Raw genomic sequence first — 24,859 nt, forward strand, 5'->3', positions numbered from 1 at the left:
GAAGACAAGGTGGACTTGGAAGAAAGACAAAATAACCAAACAAAATCATCTTCCTCCCCCTCTACCCCCCAGGGTAAGCGCAAGAAAAATGAACTCATAATATGCTAAAGGAACCGATGTCACCATCAAGGTATCCAATCCAATGGTTAAAAGCTTTGATACACCCACGAACCCAAATCTAACAAGTCGCAAATCCNTGATAGCTGATAGCTGATAGCTGATAGCTGATAGCTGATAGCTGATAGCTGATAGCTGATAGCTGATAGCTGATAGCTGATAGCTGATAGCTGATAGCTGATAGCTGATAGCTGATAGCTGATAGCTTACCAAAAAATTGATTAAAATAGTATAAAATATACTAGTCCTAAATCAGTGGAGAAATCACTATGATTCAACAGGAAGAGGAAGTAACTTATACCCAAAAGACAGAGCGCATCCAAGCCTTTACCCAACTGATTAAGTCAGTGGCTCCACTGATTTGGACTGTAGTAATTATTATTGTATTCATTCCCTTAGTCAGCAAACTTATAATCCCCCATTCGACCAATCCTGCTCAGATTCCACCCTCGACTGAATCAACAGTTGTTATTGAACCTCGTCCCGACTTTAGTAAAGTTAATCAAGCGGTTGCTGATGCCGTTAAAGCATCTCACGCCAGTGCTGAAGGGTTTGCGGCCCAGGAGTTAGATGTTTGGGAAGCAGAGTTAATCCCCCGTGTGGATAGTTTTTTGGATTGGTATTTTGATTATTTCAATCAGAAAAAGATGGAGCTTTCAGTTCCTTTTATGTGGGGAAAGTCTGCTATCATGCATCAAATCAATCCCAACCTACCCTCTGGCAAGGAAGCGATTGACGCCAAACTTACCGAGACGTTCCAAAAAGAATTTTCTAAACGAGTACTGGTTCCTCAAAATGCTCAAATGAGGATGGAACTAATCACGAATGATACGATTGAATTATATATGGCTGAGTTGGGCAACAATCTTAGTGACATCCAAAGCCAATATCAAATTCCTCAAGGTCAGTGGGATAGATATATTAACGAAATTTCGACGACAATTAATGATACAGAAGGTAACCTATCCAATATTTCCCTGAAATTGTTAATTGGTGGTAGTGGTTACTTGGTCGCTAAACCTATCCTGGTTTCCATGGGAGGAAAAGTAGCCAGTAAAGTTAGCAGCAAACTAGCTGGAAAAGCCGCCAGTAAAATGGCAGCAAAAACTGGTGGTTTAGTGGCAACGGAGTTAGGAGCAAGTATAATTGATCCCCTGGCTGGTATCGGTTTATTAATTTGGGATGTTTGGGATTACCGCCACACCCTTAAAGTCGAGAAACCTATTTTACGCAGCAATATATTAGGATACTTAAAACAGGTTAAAAAATCTTTGTTGAACAATCCTGAAACTGGGATTATGACAGCAATTTATCAGTTAGAAGATGGGATTTTAAAGTCAGTTGAATCGTAAGCGGTCAGCAGTCAACAGTAAGCTGTCAGGGGTCAGGGGTCAGGGGTCAGGGGTCAGCTTATTTTATTCAAAAGCGTTCCCTTAGGGTGGCCTACGGCCAATGGCTAATAGCTGATTACTGATTACTGATAGCTGATAGCTGAATGCTTACCTTCAACCTTGGCCTAAAGGCCACGCGATCGCTGAAAGCGGGACTTCTTCCATCGCGTTCAACCTTAAACCTTAAAAGATTGATCAATTTGGTCTATAAATGTGCCCAATGCCTTGACATATCGCCACAAGTTAGATTAGACCATCAATAATATGTGCTTATAGTTTAAACCGGATTGGATATTACTCAACCTGGGGCATCCTATGGAAATTTCCTTAATTAAACAAGGGCAATTAAATGCCCAGAACTGGTCTGGCACTGATATAACACCAGACGTGTCAGTGGTGGTACCAATCTACAATGAGGTGGAGAGTTTGCCCCACCTGATTCATGCGATCGCATCCACCTTAACCGATACTAAGCTCACCTATGAGCTTATTTGTGTCGATGATGGGTCCACAGATGGTTCAACCCAACTGCTCAAGGAACAAGTCCTCTCCCGCCCTGATTTGCGAGGGGTAATTTTGCGTCGCAACTATGGTCAAACTGCTGCGATGGCAGCTGGGTTTAATTATGCTCGGGGTCGTGCCATTGTTACCTTAGATGGTGACCTACAAAATGATCCAGCCGACATTCCCATGCTGCTTGCCAAACTTGAGGAAGGATATGACTTGGTTAGTGGCTGGCGTAAAAAACGGCAGGATGCGGCTGTGACTCGTTTACTGCCATCCAAAATTGCCAACTGGCTGATTGGACGCACCACTGGGGTTAAACTCCATGACTATGGCTGTTCTCTGAAAGCTTATCGCTCGGAATTGGTAGCAGACATGAACCTGTACGGTGAGTTACATCGGTTTTTACCAGCCTTGGCATTTATTGAGGGGGCAAGAATTACCGAGTTACCCGTGCGTCACCATGCTCGTCGCTATGGTAGTAGCAAGTATGGTCTGGGGCGAACTTTCCGGGTGCTAATGGATTTGTTGACCATCTTCTTTATGAAGAAATTCCTCACCCGACCCATGCATGTATTTGGATTACTAGGTCTGAGTTCCCTAGGCACGGGCATAATCATTGGGGCTTATCTGACCATTCTCAAGCTAGGTCTGAATGAAGATATCGGGGATCGGCCTTTACTAATCTTGGCAGTACTCTTGATCTCGACTGGTGTACAACTGTTTAGTCTTGGTCTACTCGGAGAACTACTGATGCGTACTTACCACGAATCTCAGGGAAGACCGATTTATCGGGTCAGAGAAGTGGTGTCCTCTAATGTTGAACAACCTTAGTGATATCAATTGGAAATCAAGTTGGTTAGTGGCTAACCAAAGTATCATCAGCCCCCATTCACCCATTTAAATTGTGAATGGGGGTGCTTTGGGGAGATAGGGAGATGGGGAGATGGGGAGAGGGTGCATCTCATATTTGTAAAAAACAAGGAAAGTGTGGGGAGTGTCGGGAGTGTGGGGCTCGGGCGCGGGAAGTGTGGGAAGTGTGGGAATTTTCGCCCGAATTTTTGCCTAATTGCATGCATTGAGATGCACCCTGGGGAGATGCTCAGATGCTCAGATGCTAGACCAGCTTTTGCACAAGTGGCTCCTACTCAAATTTAAATGCATATTAGCTTAGCCACCAACCAAGGCGATTTCTTGAAGATTTGAAATTTGTAAAGATTATATGAAGTTTCTCATCAAGATTTCATTAAGCTCCAGATTACTAGTTGATTTGGAGAATTTATTTAGGTTCTAATTAAAATAGATTTTTATCCCTTTAAACCAGTTCTGCATAACACTTAGTTGGGCAGTAGGGTTCATACTCAGGGAATAAATTAGGAGCAGTTTTAGTTTCTAGTTAAAGCATTATTTAATCCATTTGTATCGGTGTTTACCATTGAGTCATACATTCTAGCTCAGTGAAGGCTGTTAGTCATAGCTGAAATTAACCACTGGTTATTGTAAAATTCTTTTAAGCTCTACCGGAAAATTACTGAGCAATAGTGAAGTTTCAATCAATGTGGCTTATAAATGGTGCGCTCTGGCTCAGGGTGCTTTGAAGATAGGGGGAGATCAACGTGTATTTAAAGAGCAAAACTGATCGGCTTGAGGTCAAAAGCAGGAGGGATGAATTGACTGTCTGGGAGAATCAACCAGTCTCCTATGATGAACGAAATGTCAGTAGGATGAACATTCTATTACTCGCTCCTCATCCGTTTTATCAGAATCGTGGCACACCCATCGCAGTCAACCTGGTTTTGAAGGTGCTTTCTGAACGGGGAGACCAAGTTGATGTCGTGACTTATCCTGAAGGGCGTGACATCAAGTATGAAAATATCACGGTATACCGAACCCCTAAGCTTCCTTGGGTTCGCAATATACGACCAGGCTTCTCCTGGAAGAAAATCGTCTGTGATTTTTTCATGTTGCTTGCTGTAATTCGCCTAGTGACTAAGAAACGCTACGATTTGGTTCATGCTGGAGAGGAATCAGTCTTTATCGGTTTAGGGCTCAAAATCCTGTGTAAGATTCCCTATATCTATGACATGGATTCATCTCTAGCCCAACAAATGATTGAAAAGTATCCTTTGCTACAGATTTTTTCGTCACTATTCAACTTTTTTGAAGGACTGGCTGTGAAGAATGCCAAAGTTGTGGTTTCAGTTTGCGATGCTTTGGCAGCAGATATTCAAAAGTACAAGCCCAGAAAAACTGTAGTTATTCCAGATATATCGTTGCTTAACTCTAATCTTTAACAAATTCCTAAAAAGTCTTTAAAGTTAGAATAACTATTTAAAACCTACAGACTTTATAATTTTAGTTAAATAGATTTAAGAATTATTGTTAATAATGAACAGAACATATTGTTGTGATGCCCTAATAATACGTTTTATTTTGTAAGGAAAGATAATTAGAGTAAAAATGTGCAGGTTTGTGTAAAATTTTGCTGAAATATTCAACAGTTTCAAGATTCAACTTCAAGATTCAACTTCAAGATTCAACATTGGTGTAACTATGTATAGTACTATGTATAGTAATCTCAGACGTGAGCTAGGAATCCATAATGTCCTCCTGATGTATGTGGGCAATCTGGAGACTTATCAGGGGATTGACCTACTTCTAGACAGCTTCGCGTTGACCCTTGAGCAGACTGATCAGGCTAACTTAGTCATTATCGGTGGAGAAGCGGACGACATTCGGAAATACACGAATAAGGCTCACTGTCTTGGGATGCAACAACATGTCCATTTTTTAGGACCGAAACCAGTTGAGCATCTGGCTATCTATCTGGAGCAAGCTGATATTTTAGTCTCTCCGAGAATTAAGGGTAAAAATACCCCGATGAAACTCTACTCCTATCTCGATAGTGGCAAAGTCTTGTTAGCCACAGATTTAGCAACCCATACCCAGTTGCTAGACAATCACGTTGCTCTGCTGAGAAGCCCAGATGCCAAAGCTTTCGCAGAGGGAATGCTTGATCTGATCACTGATGAAAAGCTACGACTGAGGCTTGGCAGTGCTGGCAATAAATTGATTGAGAAAAGGCATACTTATGCGGCTTTTCGGGAAAAATTAAACAGTCTTTATGATTGGCTACATCACGAGTTAGTAGAGCATATAGCGTAACCAGACAACTGATGAGAAGGAACCTAGTAGAGTTAGCCAGAAACTCTTACGACCTAGTAGTGATCGGTGGTGGGATCTATGGAGCTTGCGTAGCTTGGGAAGCAAGCCTCAGGGGATTGTCAGTGGCGTTGGTGGAAAAAGCTGATTTCGGTGGGGCTACCTCTGCTAACAGTTTGAAGACCATCCACGGGGGATTACGGTATCTCCAGCATGCTGACCTTAAACGGATGCGTGAATCCATTCATGAACGCACCAGTTTAATGCGGATTGCGCCTCACTTAGTTCATCCATTACCAGTGTTGATTCCCACCTACGGCCATGGGATGAAGGGAAAAGAAGTGCTATCTGTGGCACTTGCTATCAATGACCTGATCAGTTGCGATCGCAATCGCCAACTCGATCCCCAAAAACACATATCCAATGGTCGGGTCATCTCTAAGCAAGAGTGTCAGCAGCTGCTTCCAGGAATTCCCCACCAGGGGCTAACTGGAGCAGCAGTCTTTTATGATGCTCAGGTCTACAACTCTGAACGGTTGACCCTCTCTTTTCTACGCTCAGCTGAGCAAGCTGGCGCAGTGGTGGCTAACTACGTCGAAGTGACTGGATTTCTTCAAGCTGGAAATCGGGTCACGGGTATTCAGGGGCAAGATGTGTTAAGTGGGAATCAATTCGACATCTGCGCCAAGACTGTGGTCAACACCAGCGGACCATGGATAAATCGGGTGTTAAGTTTACTAAACCAACCCCAGCCGCAACCCCAGCCGCAACCCCAGCCGCAACCCCAGCCGCAACCCAGAGTTCCCCTGGCCAAAGCCATGAACCTGGTGATTCGCCGTCCCCTCTGCCAAACCTATGCTGTGGGTATTTCCACTCATAACCCCTATCGTGACTCCGATGCCATAGTTAACAAGGGGTCTCGCTTACTATTTATTGCGCCCTGGCGTGGTAAATCCCTGGTAGGAACATCATATGCTGTTTGGGATCAAGACCCGGATAACCTCAATATTACTGAACAGGATATTCAACAGCTACTCGATGACATCAACCAAGCATGGCCATCGGTTAAACTCAACCAAGCAGATGTAGCTTTCGTCCATGGTGGCTTGCTTCCTAGAACTGGCATTACTGAGACCGGAGAGCCACAACTGGCTAAACACTATCAACTCTTCGATCATGTCAAAGAAGAATTGCCAGGATTGATCTCAGTGGTTGGGGTGAAATATACCACTGCCAGAGATGTGGCTGAGAAAGTCGTTGACCAGGTATTTCGGTCATGGGGCCAAAAGCCTCCCAACTCCCTGTCATCAGTTACACCAATTTACGGTGGACACATCGAACAATTTGAAGTGTTTTTGCAGACGGAAATCCTTAAGCAACCCTATGGACTGGGGCAGGAGGTAATGCGCCGCCTCGTGTATAACTACGGTAGTGCCTATCAAGATGTACTGCTATATTTGGAGCGAGGATCAGATCACTCCTGTACACCTACTGATGATTTAGCTGTATTCAAAGCTGAAGTCTTGTATGGGGTTGTTGAGGAAATGGCTCAAACATTAGGTGATGTGGTGTTCCGGCGGACAGAACTGGGTAGTGCTGGTCATCCCGGAAACGAGGCGCTCAGAACCTGTGCTGAGGTGATGGGGGCAGAATTAGGATGGAGTCAGTCACAAATAGAGCTAGAGTTAGACAAGGTTAATCACATTTTTAATGTTGGAGGTGTATTAAGTCAGGAGAAAAGTATTGGAATTGACACCCTTAACGGTCCAGTGAGTTTAGCCCAGAAGATCCTTTGAGGTTTTAGTGCAAGATTTTAGCTGAATCCGCTTGAAACAGCACCAGTTTATGGAAATCAGGGAAGTTCTAAGAGAAATCCATGGTAGCTACCGCTCAAAAGCATCAATTAATCCTGATTGATGGTCACGTTCACCTTCATGACTGTTTTGATATCGATCAACTGCTGACCTCAGCTTGGGTAAATTTTCAGCGATTTTCTGGTCAAGCAGGTGATAGAGAAAATTTTCAGGCTGTATTATTGTTGACAGAAATAGAGCATCAAAAATGGTATAAAAAGTTAGCTGATTTAGCTCAAAACAATAATCAGTCTAGGGTAAGCCAGGGAAAACCTTGGATGTTCCACCGTACCCAGGAAGATTTATCCTTATATACCTGTAACGCCTTAGGGCAAGGAATGTTCTTAATTGCTGGTCGCCAAATTGTGACAGCGGAAAACCTGGAAGTATTAGCGTTGATCACTGACCAAAACCTTGAAGATGGTTTACCCTTAGACGTAACCATTAAAGCAATCCTTGCCGCTGGGGGAATCCCTATACTTCCCTGGGGAGTTGGTAAATGGCTCGGAAATCGGGGAAAACTATTAAATAAGCTCTTGGAAGACAATAATTTTCCCAAGCTTTTTCTAGGAGACAATGGTGGACGTCCTGTATTCTGGTCACGACCAGTTTTGTTCAAACAAGCAGAGAAAAAAGGATGGCGGATATTACCAGGAAGCGATCCACTTCCTTTGGCTTCTGAATCTTGTCGTCCTGGAAGTTTTGGATTTACTATCCAGGGTTCCTTGAGTAATGAAGAACCAGGAAAAGATATCAAGGAAATGCTACTCAATCCCCTGACACCTATTCAGGGGTATGGTTCTCTAGAAAACCCCTGGCGATTTATTCGTAACCAATTAGCAATTCGGTCTAGAAAAAATAGCAATTAAAAATAAACAAATGACTAAAGGAATTTAACAGTGGTTTCTACAGGTGATTTTACCGAAACAGCCGATATCGAAACATCTTCTGATGATTATGCCTCCCGTTTTGCCGGAGAAATTGGGGCTTGGCTACTGAAAGTCCAGGAAGACGCAACCTTGAAAATGCTGACTCCTTATCCTAAAGCCACCATCCTTGATGTGGGAGGAGGACATGGTCAACTCACCGGGGCTCTGATTCAAAATGGTTATCAACTCACTGTGCTTGGTAGTGCAGATGTCTGTAAAGGGAGGATTCAGAATTTTCTTGATGCTAATCTTTGTTCCTTCAAGGTGGGCAATGTTTTGGATCTGCCTTACCCAGACGGAGCTTTTGATGTTGTGATCAGCTATCGATTCCTGGCTCATGTCACTCAATGGCAGTCTTTTTTAACAGAACTAAATCGAGTAGCAAAGCAAGCCGTCATCCTAGACTATCCTACAGTGAGGAGCGTAAATGCTATTGCCCCCTATCTATTTAAGTTCAAGAAAGGGTTGGAAGGAAATACACGAGAGTTTGTCTGTTATAAGGAACATGAACTTCTAGAATTTTTAAAATCTATTGGTCTGAGCAAAGCTGAGCGCTATCCCCAATTCTTTGTGCCTATGGTACTTCATCGGGCTTTAAAATCTCCATTACTGTCATCAGTTATGGAACAATTATTAAAACTATCAGGACTAACCTATGTATTTGGATCACCAGTGATTTTGAAGCTCAATAAAACCTGATGAGCATTCGCAAAATGAGCGATAAAAAGGAAATACCCACACCAAACTAACAATTGACCATTTTAAAGTAGATTGATTGGAGGAACACCGTGAGAATATTAGTAACAGGGGGCACAGGTTTTACAGGTAGCCATCTGACACGCCGCCTAATACAAAAAGGTCATGATCTTGTTGTCCTTGACAATAAACCAGGTCTGTTTTTTGATCAACTCAAGGAACTAGGAGCAGAAATTCACCTGGGTAGCGTTGCTGACCGCGATATTGTAGACAAGGTGACCCAAGGTTGTGATGTGGTTCACCACTTAGCAGCAGCATTTCGCCAGGTAAACCTTCCCCAGTCAGTGTACTGGAATGTGAATGTGGAGGGAACACGCTACCTATTGGAGGCTGCTCTAAAGTATGGGGTGCAGAAGTTTGTATACTGTAGCACCTGTGGGGTTCACGGAGATGTGAAGCAAACACCGGCTGGTGAAGATGCGCCCATTGCCCCTGCGGATTACTATCAATACACCAAATATGAAGGGGAAAAAATCATTCCTGAATTCGTAGAGAAGGGGTTAAAGGTGGTAAGCCTTAGACCTGCCGCTATCTACGGACCCGGGGATCCGGAACGGTTTTCAATCCTGTTCAAGCGGGTGAATAAGGGACGCTTCTTAATGTTTGGCGATGGTCTGTCTCATTACCACCCCTTGTATATCGATAATCTAGTCGATGCTTTTGAACTGGCTGCGGATTCAGATAAAGGCAACGGGGAGGTATACCTGATCGCTGATGAAAACTACCATAGTCTCAATGACTTGGTTACTGCGATCGCAAAAGCCCTTGACCTTAAACTAAACCTGATCCATCTGCCCTTCTGGCCCCTTTGGACAGTTGCCTTTGCCACCGAGATGGTGTACAAGCCTTTCCCAGGAGTCGATCCCCCTCTGTTTCGGCGACGGGTCGATTGGTTCCGGCAGAATCGTGCCTTCAGTATTGAAAAGGCTAAGCAGGATCTCGGTTACCAACCTAAAGTAGATCTTCCAACCGGATTAGTACGAACAGCTAAATGGTATCGGGAAAAGGGCATCATTTGAAAGTAGCAGAAACCTTTCAGTGTGCGTAACTTACCAAATTTGGACAAATTAAAGAGAAATTAAACATGAACAGTCATAGCCAGCAGGCAGCAGCCCGTTTTGATGAGTGGGCGAATTCATACAGTGAAGACCGGATTTCCTCTTGGTTCACATTTTACCAATCCATGGCCATGTCCAAGCTAAAACTTCCAGAAAGAGATAGCTTTTTGGACGTAGGTTGCGGTACTGGTTGGGCTGTTAGGGAAGCTGCCAAACAGCTCAAATCAGGTAAAGCCTGTGGCATCGACATCTCTCCAAAGATGATCGAGAATGCCCTAGCTCAAACTCGGAATGGGCAAAATCAAACTATAGAGTTCCAGGTTGCTAATTCTGAGGAAATACCCTATCAAGATCAATCCTTTAGCTCGATTATCTGTACCTTTTCTATTCATCATTATCAAAACCCCGTCCGTGCTTTATCAGAGATGAAGCGAGTTCTGAAAGACGATGGTTCGATTGTAATTTTAGATTCAGCCAGAGATGTCTCCTTTCCCATCTGGCTGCAAGACCGGGGGCGGCGATACTTTGAAAAAAGCCACGTTAAATACTATACCACTAAAGAAATGAAGGCTCTGGTAGCAGAAGCTGAATTACAACTTGTTGGTGAAATCACGACCGTTAATAAATTTATGGATCATAACAAAGTGTTTACTGGTTTGATGCTACTCGAATGTAGTAAATAAAGAGTATTTTGCTGTAATCAGTTGTTGCTAAAAATCAGGATTTCATTGAGATGGAACAGGGTAATTTCAAGGTTAAGGAAGTCAGTAAGGGTAAAATTCCCCGCTGGCAACAGTATGCAGCATTGGTCGTGGGGAAGACCGAACTGCTGAGCTTCCTAAAGTATGAAATAATTACCTTCTTTTTGATGAACTTGCCTGGAGCATTAGGGCTCTATCTGCGGAGCAAGTTTTATCCCCTGATTTTGGGAGAGGTGGGGTCGAAGGTGGTCTTTGGACGGGGGGTAACCCTCCGTCATCCCCACAAAATTCGGATTGGTGAGAATGTGATTATTGACGACAACTGCGTATTGGATGCCAAAGGGCAGTCGAATTCAGGCATTTCCCTTGGGGATGGGGTGTTTGTTGGTCGCAATTCCATTATCTATTGCAAAGATGGGGATATTGAAATCCAACCTCAGGTCAATATTGGAGCCAATTGCCAAATCTACTCCAAATGTCTAGTGAAAATTGGCAAAGGGACAATGATAGCAGCATACAACTGTATCTTGAGCGGCGGTAGATATGATTACAAGTCCGAAGTCCCCTTAGCAGAGCAAAGTAGCTATACGAACGGACCAACCTTAATTGGGGAGGGCTGTTGGTTGGGTACTAAAGCTGTGGTTTTGGATGGTCTATCCATTGGCGATCGCACTGTAGTAGGGGCAGGAGCAGTAGTGACTAAGGATCTTCCCGCTGGTGTAGTGGCCATGGGTGTTCCTGCCAAAGTAAGAGAACAAGTTTGCTCATAAAAGTTTGTTGTCTTTTAGATAGCTTCAGACCTGATCCATTAACCAACAGAACTTGAAGTAACTATTTTTTATTAAAATCACTATATTTTAAGGTTTAACATGAAGCGAAACATTCAAAAATTAGCACAACAAGAATACGACCTCCTGATTGTTGGTGGTGGAATCAACGGCGCTGCATCTGCCTGGGACGCTACGCTTCGTGGTCTTAAAGTTGCCCTCCTGGAACGGGCGGATTTTGGAGGAGCTACTTCTTCTAATAGTGCCAAAATTGCTCACAGTGGGGTTAGATATTTACAGCACGCTGACTTTAAGCGGATGAGAGAATCCATTAGCGAACGTGCTACACTCATGCAGATCGCCCCCCACTTGATAGATGTGCAGCCTTACCTCTTGCCAATTTACGGGCACGGCATCAAAGGATTAGAAACCATGACCCTGTATTTTGCCATCTATGATCTATTGAGTAGGGATCAAAGGCGGGTTAAGGATTCAGCTCGATGCATACCCAACTGCCAAATTCTTTCCAAGCAAGAAGTCTTGAAGATGTGGTCCAGCTTAGATCCCGATCAGCTTACCGGTGGTGCGATTTGGTATGAAGGACAAATCCACAATACTGAGCGATTATTGCTGTCGTATCTTTTATCTGCCTCTGAGCGCGGTGCAGAAATAGCTAATTATGTCGAAGTTGTGGAATTTATTCAATCTGACAATGTTGTTGTCGGTGTCGAAGCTAAAGATTTAATTAGTGGACAAACAATTAAAGTTCGTGCAAAAACAGTATTAAACGCTTGCGGTCCGTGGATTGTAAAAACCTTGAATCTTTCTAGAGAACAATTCAAGGACTACGATCTTCATGCTTCCAAAGCCTTTAGTTTCATTACACGTCCGCTTACTAAAGATCATGCGGTAGTATTCCCCATCAAACCGATGTACCGCGATCCCCAGGCTATAGTCAATAAAAAGTCAAGTCTTGCCTTTGCAATTCCGTGGCGTGGTTATTCATTGGTGGGGTCTTTGCACTTGCCCTGCGAGGATGATCCCGAACGTGTTTCAATCTCTGAGGAAGAAATTCAAACCTATATTGAGCTGATTAACGAGGGTTATCCCGAAGGAAAGCTGCGCCGTGAAGATGTACATCATGTGTTGTGGGGTATCATACCAGCGGATCGAGAAGGTTCAGCGGCACCTATGAAGCATTACCGCATTTTGGATCATGCCACGGAAGATGGTCTTGAAGGTCTTGTTAGTGTGGTTGGTGTCAAATACACAACCTCCCGTGATGTGGCTCAAAAAACAATAGATCTGGTCTTTCGGAAGCTCGGACAAGTATCACCATTACCACGTACAAAGAATACTCCTTTGTGGGGTGGAGATATTGAATATCTTGATTTGTTCATGAATCAGGCCATTGAGCAAGAGTCAGATCAGTTGAGTCCTGAGGTAGTGCGCAATCTTGTGCGAAAGTACGGTTCAGCTTATCAGCACATATTACGTTACTTAGACGAAAATCCGGCATGGGCACAAGTACTACCAAACAGCGATGTCATCCAAGCGGAAGTTATACACGGGGTTCGTGAAGAGATGGCTGAGAAATTGGTCGATGTTGTTTTTCGGCGGACTGATCTCGGCTCTGCAGGCTATCTAGGTGACGAGCCCCTTCGCCTATGTGCTCAACTGATGGCTCGTGAACTTGGCTGGAATGAAGCCTACACAGAAGCTGAGCTGCGCAACGTGGTAGATTCCTACATTATCCGTCCCAAGACAGAAGTGGTATGCCAACCTTAATTATAGTCTTAGTTAAGTCTTAACTAGATGCTGGTCAGAGGGTAGAAAGATTGATAGAACAAATGAGGGTTAAATGGGAAAAAGCTCGATACTTCGCTTCTTGAGAATTGCGGTAACAACCGCTCTGCTAGTTTATGTTTTTCACAAAGCAGGATTGTTAACGCTTCAAGGATGGCGGAACTTATTTGATACCTTTGCCCATACCAAACTGAATTTTCTGTTGGCATCAATTGTGATCTTACCGATACTTGATTTTGCCAGCTCAGTCAAGTGGTACTTTCTCTCTCGCTCTTGTGGACTTTCAGTCGGTCTATGGCGGCTCTATGCTTACTACGTAATTGGTAAGTTCTTTAGTCTAATCCTACCCAGCAGCATCGGCGGAGATGTGATTAGAATACATGAGCTAGGGCGTTACACAGGACGTTATGCTGATGCTGCAGCTGTCGTATTTGTAGAACGTTTCAGCGGTTTAGCGACCCTAGTGATGCTGGCACTAATTGCAGTAATCGTTAACTTGCAGGTCTTTAATATCCCTTGGCTCACAATTTCCCTTAGTATTGGTATCCTTGGATTAGGCTTTATATGCTGGTTAATTGTTGATGATCGTCCCTTCAATCTCTCCCAGAAAATTTTTGGAGAACGACTGCCTATTTTCAAAAAAATATTTAGTAAGATTGAAAAATTTCGCAATGCTGTACTGCTTTACAAGGATGATTCAGGAGCGCTTGTATGGGCGTTAGTCAACTCGTTAATTTTTTATTTTTTGTCTGTAATCAATGTCTGGGTTAGCGCCTTGACATTTAATGCTGAAATTAACTTTATAAGCACCCTAGTGGCGGTTCCTGTGATCATGTTCATCATGAATCTACCATTTTCTATTGGTGGTATTGGCTTAACGGAATTTGCCTATACTTTTACTCTCGGTCTTTTTGGTGTCAACCCTGCTGTAGCAATTTCGACAACCTTGTTGATGCGATTAAAGACATTTATTGATGCTGGGATTGGTGGTTTGCTTTATCCCTTAGTCAGGTTCGAAAATTCAACAGCAAGAGAATTATCTAAGGAGATTGAGAGGAGTTACAGTAAACAGTCTAAAGATTAGTTATAAATAGTCTTTTTGATGGCTACGTTTGATGGCTACTTTGAGAATAGTTTGAGAGAGAATAGTTTGATAAAATAGGGAAATGTCAAAGCAATCGCCCAAAATGGGTTTCCAGCATGTTACCTCTAAAATAGCCTTGTTTTTGAGCGTTTGTAGTGCATTCAACTGGGGATGTGCAGCAAAATGGAATAGCAAGGGCGTTGATTTACCCTATTCCACCATCAATCCTCAGACTATCCAATTAGATTTACCTGCTGAAGACGATAGATCAGGTGGTTTGATTACGGCGGATGTAGATGATGATGGCAAGAAAGACTTTATTATTACCAAGCCCGGTCAGATCGCAGTTTACAGTCATTCTGGGCAAAAGCTCTGGGGTAGGGAGATCAACCTCCAGGTAACTGGAAAATCTGAGTACCAGGGACTACCTGGATTGCATGGGTCGGGTGTCCAAGCAGCTGACGTGGATGGGGATCAGAAGACGGAGGTCTTGTTTTTAACCAAAGACAATACTATTCATATTATCCAAGGTGACAACGGACAGAGCAAGGGAAGTATAACAATAGAATCTCCACCAGGTACAGAACGTTGGGAGCACTTAGTAGTAGCCAATTTCCGGGGTAAAGGCGATCGCGATTTACTACTTCAGGCCACTAATGCTGAAGGATACCGTAGGGGTCGTTATCTAGCAGCCTATCCCCTAGACAACCTACTCAAAGGTGAAAACCTTGAACCTTTGTGGACTCGAGATGATTTCCTTGCCAATGCTCACAATGGGGCACGGGTGGCAGATCTCGACGGAGATGGCAAAGATGAGGTTTTGGGTGGGACAATAATATCACCATTAGGAGAGCTACTGGTGCGAATTCCAGTAAAAGGTCATATTGACTCCCTGTTTGTGGCTGATGTGCGTCCAGACATCCCAGGATTAGAGGTAGTAGCTCTGGAAGAGAACGGTGGCAATCGGGTTTTCCTTTATAACCGCGATCGCGTCATTTGGAAAACCCACTACAAGCATCAAGAACCACAAAATGCTGCCATTGGTGATTTTGACCCCCAACGACCGGGATTAGAAGTGTGGTGCCGCAGCCGTTACCCGAAACACCAGAAACCCTTTGTCTTTGATGCCCAAGGTCAACTGATTGCTGACTATCAAATGGATGATGTTGCTCCCAAGGGATGGACAGACAAAGGTGTAGAGGTGATCTTCCCGATTGATTGGACAGGAGAGTCGAGGCAATTAGTGGCTGTCAAAGAGCGCCATAAATCAGGAGACGTCGGGATTTTTGATGGCCTGAGTGGGAAATTTCTCCATCGGTTCAAAGAACAGGCAGATCGACTTTACGTTGCTGATGTGTCTGGGGATTGGCGGGAAGAATTGATGGTTCTCAATGGGAATCAGCTGGACATCTACAGCAACCCCGAACCAAATCCCAATCTTGATCGCCCACGGCTATGGATTCAAAACCACTACCGCCGCAGTAAGATGACTTGGAACTACTACAGTCCATAAACTTAAAAACCATGGAAAAAAAGTTAGCTGCTAGGAAAAAATTGATTCTTACGATCATTAAATGCGGCGTTTCCATAGCGCTACTGTCTTGGGCGTTGCGCAAGACCAATCTGCCCGACATTTTCCTAGCTGTGAGTTCTGCCAACATTCCTCTGTTAATGGCAGCGTTTGTGGTCTACTTAGCCAGTTACTACATCAGAGCTCATCGGTGGCGAGTACTGCTTTTAGCTCAGAATGTGAAAGCTACCATCCCTTACTTGTATAAGTCCTACATGGTCAGCATATTCTTCAGTAATTTTTTGCCCTCCACCATTGGTGGGGATGCTGTTAGGGCTTATGATGCCTGGCGGTTGGGAACGAGCAAGTCAGTCGCACTAGCCACTGTGTTTTTGGATCGTTTCCTCGGTTTACTGGGTTTGATGCTGTTTGGCCTCGGGGCGCTGTTTTTCTCTCAGACATTGATCGCCCAGTTACCATTACTTAACCTGTGGGTGATGCTAGGTACGGCAGTAATTATGCTGATACTCTCGATGATTTTCATACCCTCTCAGAAGATTTCAAGCTTTATTAGCAAGATAAAACTACCCTTTTGGCACCCCATAAAAAACAAGGTATTGAATATTATTAAAGCTTTCCTTGCCTTTGGTAACCGCAAACATGCCTTGGCTATGTCTATGGGGTTATCACTGATGGTGCAAATCAGTGTCATCGGTCATTATTACCTAATTGCAAAGGCCCTGGATTTACCGGTTCCCCTTCTTAGTTTCTTTGTCATCATTCCCCTAGTCTCCTTGATCATGGTGTTGCCTGTATCGATCAACGCCATTGGTATCCGTGAAAATGCGTTTGTCTTCTTTTTTGGGGCTTACGACTATAATCTTGCCAGACCCGAAGCCATTGCCTTTGCTTGGCTGGCTTACGGAATCGTGATCATTCAGGGGCTGCTGGGGGGAATTGTGTATGCTTTGCGCAAGTAAAGGCGATTAACTCAGCTCAGGTAAGGTCGTGATCAGGTAATCGGATGATCAGGTAATCAGCTGTAATGGTGATCAATAAACAATAGTCATAGTAATTACCAATTACCAAATATAAATTACCAATTACCAAATATAAATTACCAATTACCAAATATAAATTACCAATTACCAATTACCAAATATAAATTACCAATTACCAAATATAAATTACCAATTACCAATTACCAATTACCAATTACCAATTAATCAAATGCCATCACCAGTAGGACACACATTTGCCGGTATTTGTGGATTTGTTCTGGCACGCCCTCATATAGCTTGGCATCAGGAAACTCGGCTGTTGTTAGGTTCAGTATTGCTAACGAATTTGCCAGACATAGACATTCTGCCTGGATTGCTGCTGCTGGGAAATCCAGGAGCTTTTCACCGTCAGGCCACCCACAGCTTGATAGTAGCCGCCGTAATTGGCATCTTCGTTGCTTGGCTAGTGGGGCGTTGGAGGTTAAATCGGCTCCGGTGGGGAATTTGGGCAGCTCTAGTTTATGGCAGCCATATCATCTTGGATATGCTAGTAGCTGACCCAACAGCACCTTTCGGAGTCCAGGCACTCTGGCCTTTTTCCCTAGAGTATTTTATTTCACCCATTACCATCTTTGCCCGATTTGATTATTTTAATCCAGAATTGGGTATGGTGCGCACCATCCTGAGTATTACCAACGTCTTGGGAATACTTTGGGAAATCGTAGTACTTACACCCTTGCTAGGACTTGCATGGTATGGGTTTGGGAAAACTGACGGCAGAAAACCATTGGCAAGATAGAGGCCAAGGGTGATGGGGTGATCAGGTGATCAGGTGATGGAGACAATAATAGATCTTTTTCATAAATGTCTCAAAAAAGGCTGATAAGTAACATGGCCGTGTGTTCCAATTTAGTTTGGCAAGAGGTTAATTGTTCTTTGTTGATGGCGATAAACCATCTTTCCCCAGCCATGATGAACCCTGGTCTGATCACGGTGGTTCTTAATTACTGATTCTAGATAAGGTTGGTCAGGTGCATGAAAGCAGAAAAACTTAATTCGACAGAAACCTCAATCCAAGCAGATTGGCTTTGGCAATCGATTCCCATCGCCTTAATTTTGCTATTGGCGGCTGGGTTGTATTTCTATCAACTCGGCACAGAGAGCCTGTGGGTGGATGAACTCTACAGTGTTAATGATGCCAAAGGCTTACCAGGCCATCTGGGTCTAATGCGCCCAGTGTATTACATCCTCCTGTGGCTGTGGATGCAGTTTGGCACCAGCGATGCTTGGTTGCGGGGGTTGTCTGTCTTGTTTGGATTGGGCAGTGTATTTCTAACTTACCAGCTTGGTCGTCGTGTAGGGGGAAAGCCAACGGGCTTGATTGCTGCCCTCCTCTTGGCTCTATCGCCCCTGTTCATCAATTTTGCCCAAATGGTTCGTATGTACACCCTAGGCACTTGTCTCGGTCTAGGTGGTACCATAGCGCTAGTGAATGCTCTTGAGAATCCTACTACCACCTCAATGGCTTGGTGGGCTAGCCTACGACTGTTGGTAACCCTAACTGCGCCACTCAATGCCACCCTGCTCTTCGCTGACATCTGGTTGGTATGGTTTCGGTTTCGCAAGCAACGGGCTACATTATTAGCTTTCGGCAAATGGCTGTTGCTGGTGATCCTGTTGTGGTTACCGTCTTTGTTCACCCTAGTTTCTGCAACCCTTCCCTTCCTAAGCAATGCCCTTAATCTGATCGCCAAAATTGATCCATCGGCTACTCGACACTCATTTCCCAGTTTTGTGGATGTTTTACGTAAGTTAAAGAACTTTACTGCCTTTCCGTTTCCTTCCACATCGAAGCTGAGTAGCTTGTTTTATCAAGCCTACAGTATACTATTAGCTGGCTTGGTCGGTATTGCCTTAATCCACAAAAACCACAAACCACGCCTGTGTTTGATTGCTGCTTGGGCGTTTATACCATCAGGGATGATTTTTTTAGTTTCTAAGCGATTATGGATAGACCGTTACATACTGTTTTTATCCCCATACATTTTGATTATTCTGGCCGCTGGCTTGATGGGATTGTGGCGTTGGAAACGGATTTTTGCGATCGCAGTAGCAATTATCTATACCATTACCGTTAGCAGTGGGCTAATACGCTATTACACCGTGCAGGATCGCCAAGATTGGCGAAATGTAGCGCAAACGATTAGCATTGGTGAAAAACCTGGTGATACCATCGTGTTATCCATAGGTTCGCGAAAAATGACCTCAGCGCTGGGTCATTACTATAGTGGAGATGCCCCGATCTATTCCCTCAGGAAACTTTGTCCTTCTGATCGAGTCAAAAAGCCAGTCGTAGAGGAAGCACTTAATAACTTGCCACCTATTCCCTCGCGGCTCTGGCTACTATGCGGCACAGGTTTTGACGAACAAAAGTTTCGCACTGTTTTCAAAGAACATTTCCAGCTGGAAACACACCAAGAATTTACTAACGAGAACTTTTATAGACAGAATGATTTAATGCATCTATTTCTGGTCATACCCAATTCTCTCAATTCTACTGATTCTTCAAATCCTACTGATATCAAAAACGAATCAACATCAGTCTAAGCTCTAGGGCTTTGATTATTAGAGAGCATGAACGCCAACAACCACAAAACAGCAGCGCTCCTAGAGGGAGGAAATTGGTTCCGACAATGGATGCCCATTACCTTAATCTTACTATTAGCGACTGGATTGTACCTCTATCAACTTGGTACAGAAAGCCTATGGGTTGATGAACTCATTAGTATTCATCGTGCCAAGCACCTAGACCGAGTCTTTAGTGATACACGCCCCCTCTATCACATCCTCCTACAAGTCTGGATGATAGTTAGCAGTAGTGATACTTGGCTGCGGGTATTGTGCGTTGTGTTTAGTATTGGTACTGTTTTTGTTACCTATCGGCTTGGTCGGCGCTTAATGGGAGAGTCCACTGGCTTAATTGCTGCCCTAATCGTTGCCCTCTCACCCCTGTTTATCCATCATGCCCAAGAAGTCCGGATGTACGCACCGAGTACATTCTTTGGTGTTGCTGGCACACTGATCTTAACCCACGCCCTAGAACGTCCAACTACTCCCTTACTATTAGGATGGGCTGCTCTGCGATTCTTGGCAATTATCAGCACACCCCTTAACGTAGCGCTGCTGCTCCCAGACATCGTTGTGTTTGGCTGGAAGTATCGCAATCAACCTCGTGTTTTGTTCCGTTTCGGGGTCGGACTGTTACTGATTGGTATTTTATGGCTGCCATGGGTGTTTCCACTAGTAACTAAGAGCGCCAAATTTATGGGAGGTGTAAAAGTACCCGGTACATCAGTTCGTGATCTCGGTGGACGCACTAGTCCTGGTGTACTGGATGTGATCATGCAGCCAGGTCGCTTGACAGCTTGGCCCTTTGGTCGAGCCAATTCCAATGCCATCTACTGGTTTTACAATGCCTACTCTGTCATGTTGACCTGCTTGCTGGGTGTTGTGCTATTCAACAAACCACGCTCAGCTAAGCTGGGTTGGATTGCGGCTTGGGCGTTTTTACCCTTAGTTCTGTTCTTTTCAGTGTCCCAAGTCTCTCGTTCTCTTTGGGTCAATCGTTACCTACTCTTAGCAGCTCCATACCTATTTATTCTTTTAGCAGCCGCTGGGATCGGCATTTGGCATCGATGGCGTATTGGTGCCTTGGTGATAGCGCTGATCTATGCCATTGCTGTTGGTGGTGGGCTAAAGCGTTACTATACCGTGCTCGATCGAGAAAATTGGCGTGGTTTAGTAGAAACCATTGCGACCAAAGAACAACCGGGTGATGTGATTGTTTGGTCCATTGGTCAGAGAATACCTGTGGCATTGAATCATTACTATCATGGCTCTGCAAGTATTGAGATTAAGGATGTACTCCCGCCATCGGTTAGAAAAAACGATCAGCAAGCGATAGAAGGTTGGATTAGCAGTTTACCTTCAACCCAATCTCGTTTATGGCTAGTTTATGTCAAGTCGTCGAAGCTATTTCGGTCTGTTGTTAAAGAGCAATTTCAGATTAAAACCCGAGAGAAACCCATTGATGGGATAGAAATATTTCTGCTTAAACCACGTTCTGCTGATAAAACGTCTCAGGAGTAGACTTCGCCGCAGTTGTCTATTGAACTAAGCCTAGAACTAGTTATTGCCGGTTTTTAGCGATCGCAATTTCCTGAAATAACTCAAAGCGCAATTAAATCAAGAATGGGTAGTGGTAAAGATGTAGTGGTTTGGCTACGGTCTGGTAAAGCTAACGGGAGCGAAAATCACGTATTGTGTACCACAACCAACTCCCCAAAGCTTTCATAAGGTAGTAGTAGCACCATAGTGACTGGGTTATGGAAATAGTTGCATGAACAACTATCTTTGATATCTTTGATAGTATCTGTCCTGGCTTCTCTCTTCGTACCTTTGCTCGTACCTTTGAGAGTTGTTGTCCCAGTTCATATCCGCACGTATATCCCTTTCAAATTGCTGCAAAATCCTGCCCAAAACATCTTTCATATTCTCCTTATCGTTATAGTTGTAGGTACGACACTCCCTGGTGTTGTAGTACTTACGGCGGTCTGGAACCCGACGCCGTTGACCTCTGTAGCGGCGACCGTAATATCCATGACGATAGCCACGACTAAACTCGCCCCCTGCGGTGCGCTCTTCATAAGCTATACCCCTGCTGGCATCACGTCGCCCCTCCTGATAACCATCATCGTAAGCTTCACGATGGTTAGCTGCATCCTGCTCAACGTAGTAACGAGGGACACTGTAACAGTATCTGATCTCATCCGCTTTCACTTCAGAAGGAAACAACAGAAGTCCCGAGAGTGTAGCGAACATGAGTAGAGTAGTAGAACCGATTTTTTTCATTGTTGAACCTCGTAATATATTTGGGATATTTGTTCTCTAGATATCCGTAAATACACTGTAGGTTCCATAAATTTCCAATCTCGAAATAAAACTTAATATTAAGAGGACGAAAAGATATAGGTAAACCAGACCAAAAACCTCGGTATATTCTCACTAATTTAGAGAATTTGGCAGCAGCCTTAGATAGCAGGTAAAATTCGATCGCTTGCTCTGTTAACGTGGGATTCAGTGGAAAAAATGACTATTCGGATTGGCAACGGTTACGATATCCATCAATTGGGCAAAGGTCGCCGTCTGATTATCGGAGGTGTAGACATTCCTCATGAATTGGGATTAGTCGGTCATAGTGATGCCGATGTCCTGACTCACGCCATCATGGACGCCATGCTGGGAGCCTTGAGTTTGGGCGATATTGGTCATTATTTCCCCCCAACTGACGAAAAATGGGCGGGTGCGGATAGTTTGGTATTGTTGAGTCAGGTGAATCAGTTGATCCAATCCCATGGCTGGCGGATTGGCAATATTGATTCGGTGGTGGTGGCGGAGCGTCCTAAGCTTAAGCCTCATATTAAGACCATGCGCGATCGCTTAAGTGTAGTCCTAGACCTGAAGCCTGACCAAATTGGCATTAAGGCAACCACTAATGAAAAGTTGGGTCCGGTGGGACGTGAAGAGGGAATTGCCGCTTATGCTGTAGCGTTGTTAGTTAGAGATTGATCGGAAATAGTGATTGAATAGTGATTGCGATCGCATTTCTAGATAAAATACTCTGCTTCTATAAATAATGGTTAAAACCTCTTCTAACTGGCCCAGTTTGTTGCAACAGTTGTTGGATGGGCAATCGTTATCCAGTGACCAGGCATCACAACTGATGCAGGGATGGTTGAATGAAGAAATTCCCACTGTGTTATCTGGCGCACTTTTGGCAGCTATCCAGGCTAAAGGGGTGTCGGCTACCGAATTGGCAGGGATGGCTCAGGTGCTACAATCCCAGTCTTTGCAGAAGACAACCATTGAACACAACCAACCCGTCATTGATACCTGTGGTACCGGTGGGGATGGCGCGTCTACCTTTAATATCTCTACCGCAGTAGCCTTTGTGGTGGCGGCGGCTGGAGTGCTGGTGGCTAAGCATGGTAATCGTTCGACCTCCAGTAAGGTGGGTTCGGCTGATGTACTCGAAGCCCTAGGAGTAAATTTATCAGCAGCACCAGACAAGATTCAGGCAGCCCTGGATGAGGTAGGGGTAACCTTTCTGTTTGCTCGGGGTTGGCATCCAGCCATGAAAGCAGTGGCACCGTTACGGCAAACCCTAAAAGTACGGACAGTGTTTAACTTGTTAGGACCATTGGTCAATCCCCTGCGTCCCACCGGTCAGGTAATCGGTGTTTATGCTCCCAAGTTTGTAGAGACTCTAGCGCGATCGTTGTGTTTGATGGGTACTCCCAACGCAATAGTTCTCCATGGTAGGGAAAAATTAGATGAGGCGGGATTAGCCGATCAAACTGACTTGGCACTGCTATCGGGGGGTGAGGTGCGACTTTTGAGTCTGAATCCGGAACATCTCGGTCTAACTCCTGCCCCTACTGAGTCCCTACGAGGCGGTGATGTAGCGGAAAATGGGGCAATTTTACGGAATGTTTTGCAAGGTAAAGGAACACCAGCCCAGCAGGATGTGGTGGCGTTAAATGCCTCATTAGCCCTTCAAGTCGCTGGTGTTATACCTCTCGAAGACTACACAGCAGGGATTGCTCTGGCAAAGGATGTTATGGCTAGCGGTGCCCCTTGGTTGAAGTTAGAGCAGTTGGTGCAGTTTTTAGCTTGACTGACGAGAATCCCCAGGTCTAACCTGTAAGGGTAACCTGGGATCAATGGCGGAGGGTGCTACCCAATGTCCAGCAGCCGAAGTTGCCTATTCTCTATTGCCTTCACCCAGCGCTAAGCGTGAATGACTGGAGATATTTTCCCCACTCCACTGCCAAAGGAATTTCTGTAAAGGGAATTTTGACTGGATCTATGGGTTTGAGGAATTGAAATTCTAATGCGATCGCACGACCTTTATCCGGTGGTTGCTCTAAGTCAACCACTTGATTATCAACTAGCAAGTTGATTGATTTAACGTCTTTGAGGGAAAAGGTTTCTAGATTTACTGGTTTATTTCTAGTGGGTTTACCCCAAGTCAGGTCACTGCCGTTTTGACCAAGCACCGCATATATATCATACTTTGCCCGTTCAAACTGTTCAGCCCAGCGGCGATAAGCTTCAATCTTTTGGTATTCATTCCAGCCTGACCAGGCAAGCCAGCAAAATGCTGCTAGCAGAGGTAACCATAGTAAACCACGTTCCATTCAGTTTTTTGGATCTTTACAACTAAAAGTAAGTATATAAGCAAATATATAGTTATATCTGCCTATCCTCCCATCATCTATACGTAAGCATTCAGCCGTCAGCCGTCAGCCGTCAGCCGTCAGCCGTCAGTGGTCAGCCGTCAGCCGTCAGCCGTGAGTTTATTTTATTCAAAAGCTGATTACTGAGAGCTGATAGCTGATAGCTATTAGCTGATAGCTGATAGCTGATAGCTGACCGCTCAAAGTAGCTTTCTGATTACTTAACCAACCCACTAGGTTTGTTGCCAGTTCATACGGTTGCGAATCAATGTTTCTGTCATCTTCGCTAACTGGTCTAATTTAGCTTTCTTGTCCGTCGCGCTTTTCTCATAGTTCCGCTTCCGCATCAAAGCCGCACGGGCTAAGTCTTCTCTATTGTTTTTAAGAGCTTGAATTGCCACTTGCTGCCAGACATTGATTTCTTTAAGTTCCTGTTTATACTTAGGTTGAATCTCATCCCAAACCACCCTGAGATCAGATAATGCTTGGTTAAGTAACTGGGTTGTATCGTCTTGCTTTGCTCCCTGAAGTGCTTGTTTTATAGCTTCGTACAAACCCTCGATTTTCATATTACTAATTACCGGAATAAAATCCTTGACTTGCTGGCTCTCACTTTTGCCAGTCTTGCACCAATTAGCAAAGTGTTCACAGTTATTAAAAATTAGATTATATTGTCTTTCCCCTAATCGACTTTCTGCTCGACGAATCACAACATCTGGAATTAAACAAACTGAGTACTGCCTGACATAAATTTTTGTTTCACCTAGAGCAAAGGTAGCCAGAGAAGTACGCTCAATTGTTTCAGTATTTTTGCGGTAGTGGATAACACTACCATCTCCACAGTCAATACCATGATGTTGGTAAACCCCCTCAAGGTTAAGAAACTTTTGGAATACGTAAATTTGATCTCCTCGCGCCATTC

The 24,859-nt window shown here is 44.3% G+C and carries 22 protein-coding genes; 19 read left to right on the forward strand and 3 right to left on the reverse strand.

Annotated features, from left to right (window positions below):
- The first annotated feature begins 386 nt into the window (after positions 1–386).
- From F6K63_RS09620 to F6K63_RS09700, 17 genes are all read left to right on the forward strand, one after another.
- On the forward strand, positions 387–1,469 hold the full coding sequence (locus F6K63_RS09620; RefSeq protein ID WP_287311879.1) for a hypothetical protein: 1,083 nt from the start codon (positions 387–389) through the stop codon (positions 1,467–1,469).
- A gap of 354 nt (positions 1,470–1,823) precedes the next feature.
- A complete protein-coding gene (locus F6K63_RS09625) occupies positions 1,824–2,846 on the forward strand; it encodes a glycosyltransferase family 2 protein (protein ID WP_287311881.1) in 1,023 nt (340 codons plus the stop codon).
- Positions 2,847–3,682: 836 nt separating this feature from the next.
- Positions 3,683–4,306 (forward strand): glycosyltransferase family 4 protein, encoded by a 624-nt coding sequence (locus F6K63_RS09630; protein ID WP_229419857.1) that lies wholly within the window; start codon positions 3,683–3,685, stop codon positions 4,304–4,306.
- Positions 4,307–4,565: 259 nt separating this feature from the next.
- On the forward strand, positions 4,566–5,177 hold the full coding sequence (locus F6K63_RS09635; protein ID WP_202970533.1) for a glycosyltransferase family 4 protein: 612 nt from the start codon (positions 4,566–4,568) through the stop codon (positions 5,175–5,177).
- A gap of 11 nt (positions 5,178–5,188) precedes the next feature.
- Positions 5,189–6,970, forward strand: coding sequence for a glycerol-3-phosphate dehydrogenase/oxidase (locus F6K63_RS09640; RefSeq protein WP_071103486.1), 1,782 nt, complete (start codon positions 5,189–5,191; stop codon positions 6,968–6,970).
- Positions 6,971–7,050: 80 nt separating this feature from the next.
- Positions 7,051–7,896 carry a hypothetical protein gene (locus tag F6K63_RS09645; protein WP_287311885.1) on the forward strand — a complete coding sequence of 282 codons (846 nt, stop codon included), beginning with the start codon at positions 7,051–7,053 and terminating at the stop codon, positions 7,894–7,896.
- 30 nt (positions 7,897–7,926) lie between these two features.
- On the forward strand, positions 7,927–8,655 hold the full coding sequence (locus tag F6K63_RS09650) for a class I SAM-dependent methyltransferase (RefSeq protein WP_287311887.1): 729 nt from the start codon (positions 7,927–7,929) through the stop codon (positions 8,653–8,655).
- 89 nt (positions 8,656–8,744) lie between these two features.
- A complete protein-coding gene (locus F6K63_RS09655; protein WP_287311889.1) occupies positions 8,745–9,731 on the forward strand; it encodes an NAD-dependent epimerase/dehydratase family protein in 987 nt (328 codons plus the stop codon).
- Positions 9,732–9,796: 65 nt separating this feature from the next.
- Positions 9,797–10,453: a class I SAM-dependent methyltransferase gene (locus F6K63_RS09660; RefSeq protein WP_071103490.1), complete on the forward strand. Its 657-nt coding sequence runs from the start codon at positions 9,797–9,799 to the stop codon at positions 10,451–10,453.
- A 50-nt stretch (positions 10,454–10,503) separates the two neighbouring features.
- The gene (locus tag F6K63_RS09665) at positions 10,504–11,241 is read left to right on the forward strand and encodes an acyltransferase (RefSeq protein ID WP_071103491.1); all 738 of its coding nucleotides are present in this window, start codon (positions 10,504–10,506) and stop codon (positions 11,239–11,241) included.
- A gap of 99 nt (positions 11,242–11,340) precedes the next feature.
- Positions 11,341–13,026, forward strand: a complete 1,686-nt coding sequence (locus F6K63_RS09670; protein ID WP_287311892.1) for a glycerol-3-phosphate dehydrogenase/oxidase — start codon at positions 11,341–11,343, stop codon at positions 13,024–13,026.
- A gap of 73 nt (positions 13,027–13,099) precedes the next feature.
- A complete protein-coding gene (locus F6K63_RS09675; protein WP_287254263.1) occupies positions 13,100–14,128 on the forward strand; it encodes a lysylphosphatidylglycerol synthase transmembrane domain-containing protein in 1,029 nt (342 codons plus the stop codon).
- 82 nt (positions 14,129–14,210) lie between these two features.
- Positions 14,211–15,641 carry a rhamnogalacturonan lyase family protein gene (locus F6K63_RS09680; RefSeq protein ID WP_287311895.1) on the forward strand — a complete coding sequence of 477 codons (1,431 nt, stop codon included), beginning with the start codon at positions 14,211–14,213 and terminating at the stop codon, positions 15,639–15,641.
- Between the two features lie 11 nt (positions 15,642–15,652).
- Positions 15,653–16,618, forward strand: a complete 966-nt coding sequence (locus F6K63_RS09685) for a lysylphosphatidylglycerol synthase transmembrane domain-containing protein (RefSeq protein ID WP_287311896.1) — start codon at positions 15,653–15,655, stop codon at positions 16,616–16,618.
- 250 nt (positions 16,619–16,868) lie between these two features.
- Positions 16,869–17,438, forward strand: a complete 570-nt coding sequence (locus tag F6K63_RS09690; protein WP_287311899.1) for a metal-dependent hydrolase — start codon at positions 16,869–16,871, stop codon at positions 17,436–17,438.
- A 236-nt stretch (positions 17,439–17,674) separates the two neighbouring features.
- A complete protein-coding gene (locus tag F6K63_RS09695; protein WP_287311901.1) occupies positions 17,675–19,246 on the forward strand; it encodes a glycosyltransferase family 39 protein in 1,572 nt (523 codons plus the stop codon).
- 27 nt (positions 19,247–19,273) lie between these two features.
- Entirely contained in the window at positions 19,274–20,788 is a 1,515-nt protein-coding gene (locus F6K63_RS09700; protein WP_287311902.1) for a glycosyltransferase family 39 protein, read from the forward strand.
- 258 nt (positions 20,789–21,046) lie between these two features.
- Here F6K63_RS09700 and F6K63_RS09705 read toward each other — a convergent pair whose 3' ends face one another.
- On the reverse strand, positions 21,047–21,550 hold the full coding sequence (locus F6K63_RS09705; protein WP_287251604.1) for a hypothetical protein: 504 nt from the start codon (positions 21,548–21,550) through the stop codon (positions 21,047–21,049).
- Positions 21,551–21,787: 237 nt separating this feature from the next.
- Between F6K63_RS09705 and ispF the strand changes: the two genes are divergently transcribed.
- A complete protein-coding gene (gene ispF, locus F6K63_RS09710; protein WP_287311904.1) occupies positions 21,788–22,267 on the forward strand; it encodes a 2-C-methyl-D-erythritol 2,4-cyclodiphosphate synthase in 480 nt (159 codons plus the stop codon).
- Between the two features lie 67 nt (positions 22,268–22,334).
- Positions 22,335–23,375, forward strand: a complete 1,041-nt coding sequence (gene trpD, locus F6K63_RS09715) for an anthranilate phosphoribosyltransferase (RefSeq protein WP_287311905.1) — start codon at positions 22,335–22,337, stop codon at positions 23,373–23,375.
- A gap of 103 nt (positions 23,376–23,478) precedes the next feature.
- Here trpD and F6K63_RS09720 read toward each other — a convergent pair whose 3' ends face one another.
- Positions 23,479–23,898 (reverse strand): hypothetical protein, encoded by a 420-nt coding sequence (locus F6K63_RS09720; RefSeq protein ID WP_008180968.1) that lies wholly within the window; start codon positions 23,896–23,898, stop codon positions 23,479–23,481.
- Positions 23,899–24,170: 272 nt separating this feature from the next.
- Positions 24,171–24,857, reverse strand: coding sequence for a lecithin retinol acyltransferase family protein (locus F6K63_RS09725; RefSeq protein WP_008180972.1), 687 nt, complete (start codon positions 24,855–24,857; stop codon positions 24,171–24,173).
- Positions 24,858–24,859 lie beyond the last annotated feature (2 nt).

The organism is Moorena sp. SIO1G6 (assembly GCF_010672795.1).
Classification (GTDB): Bacteria; Cyanobacteriota; Cyanobacteriia; order Cyanobacteriales; family Coleofasciculaceae; genus Moorena; species Moorena producens.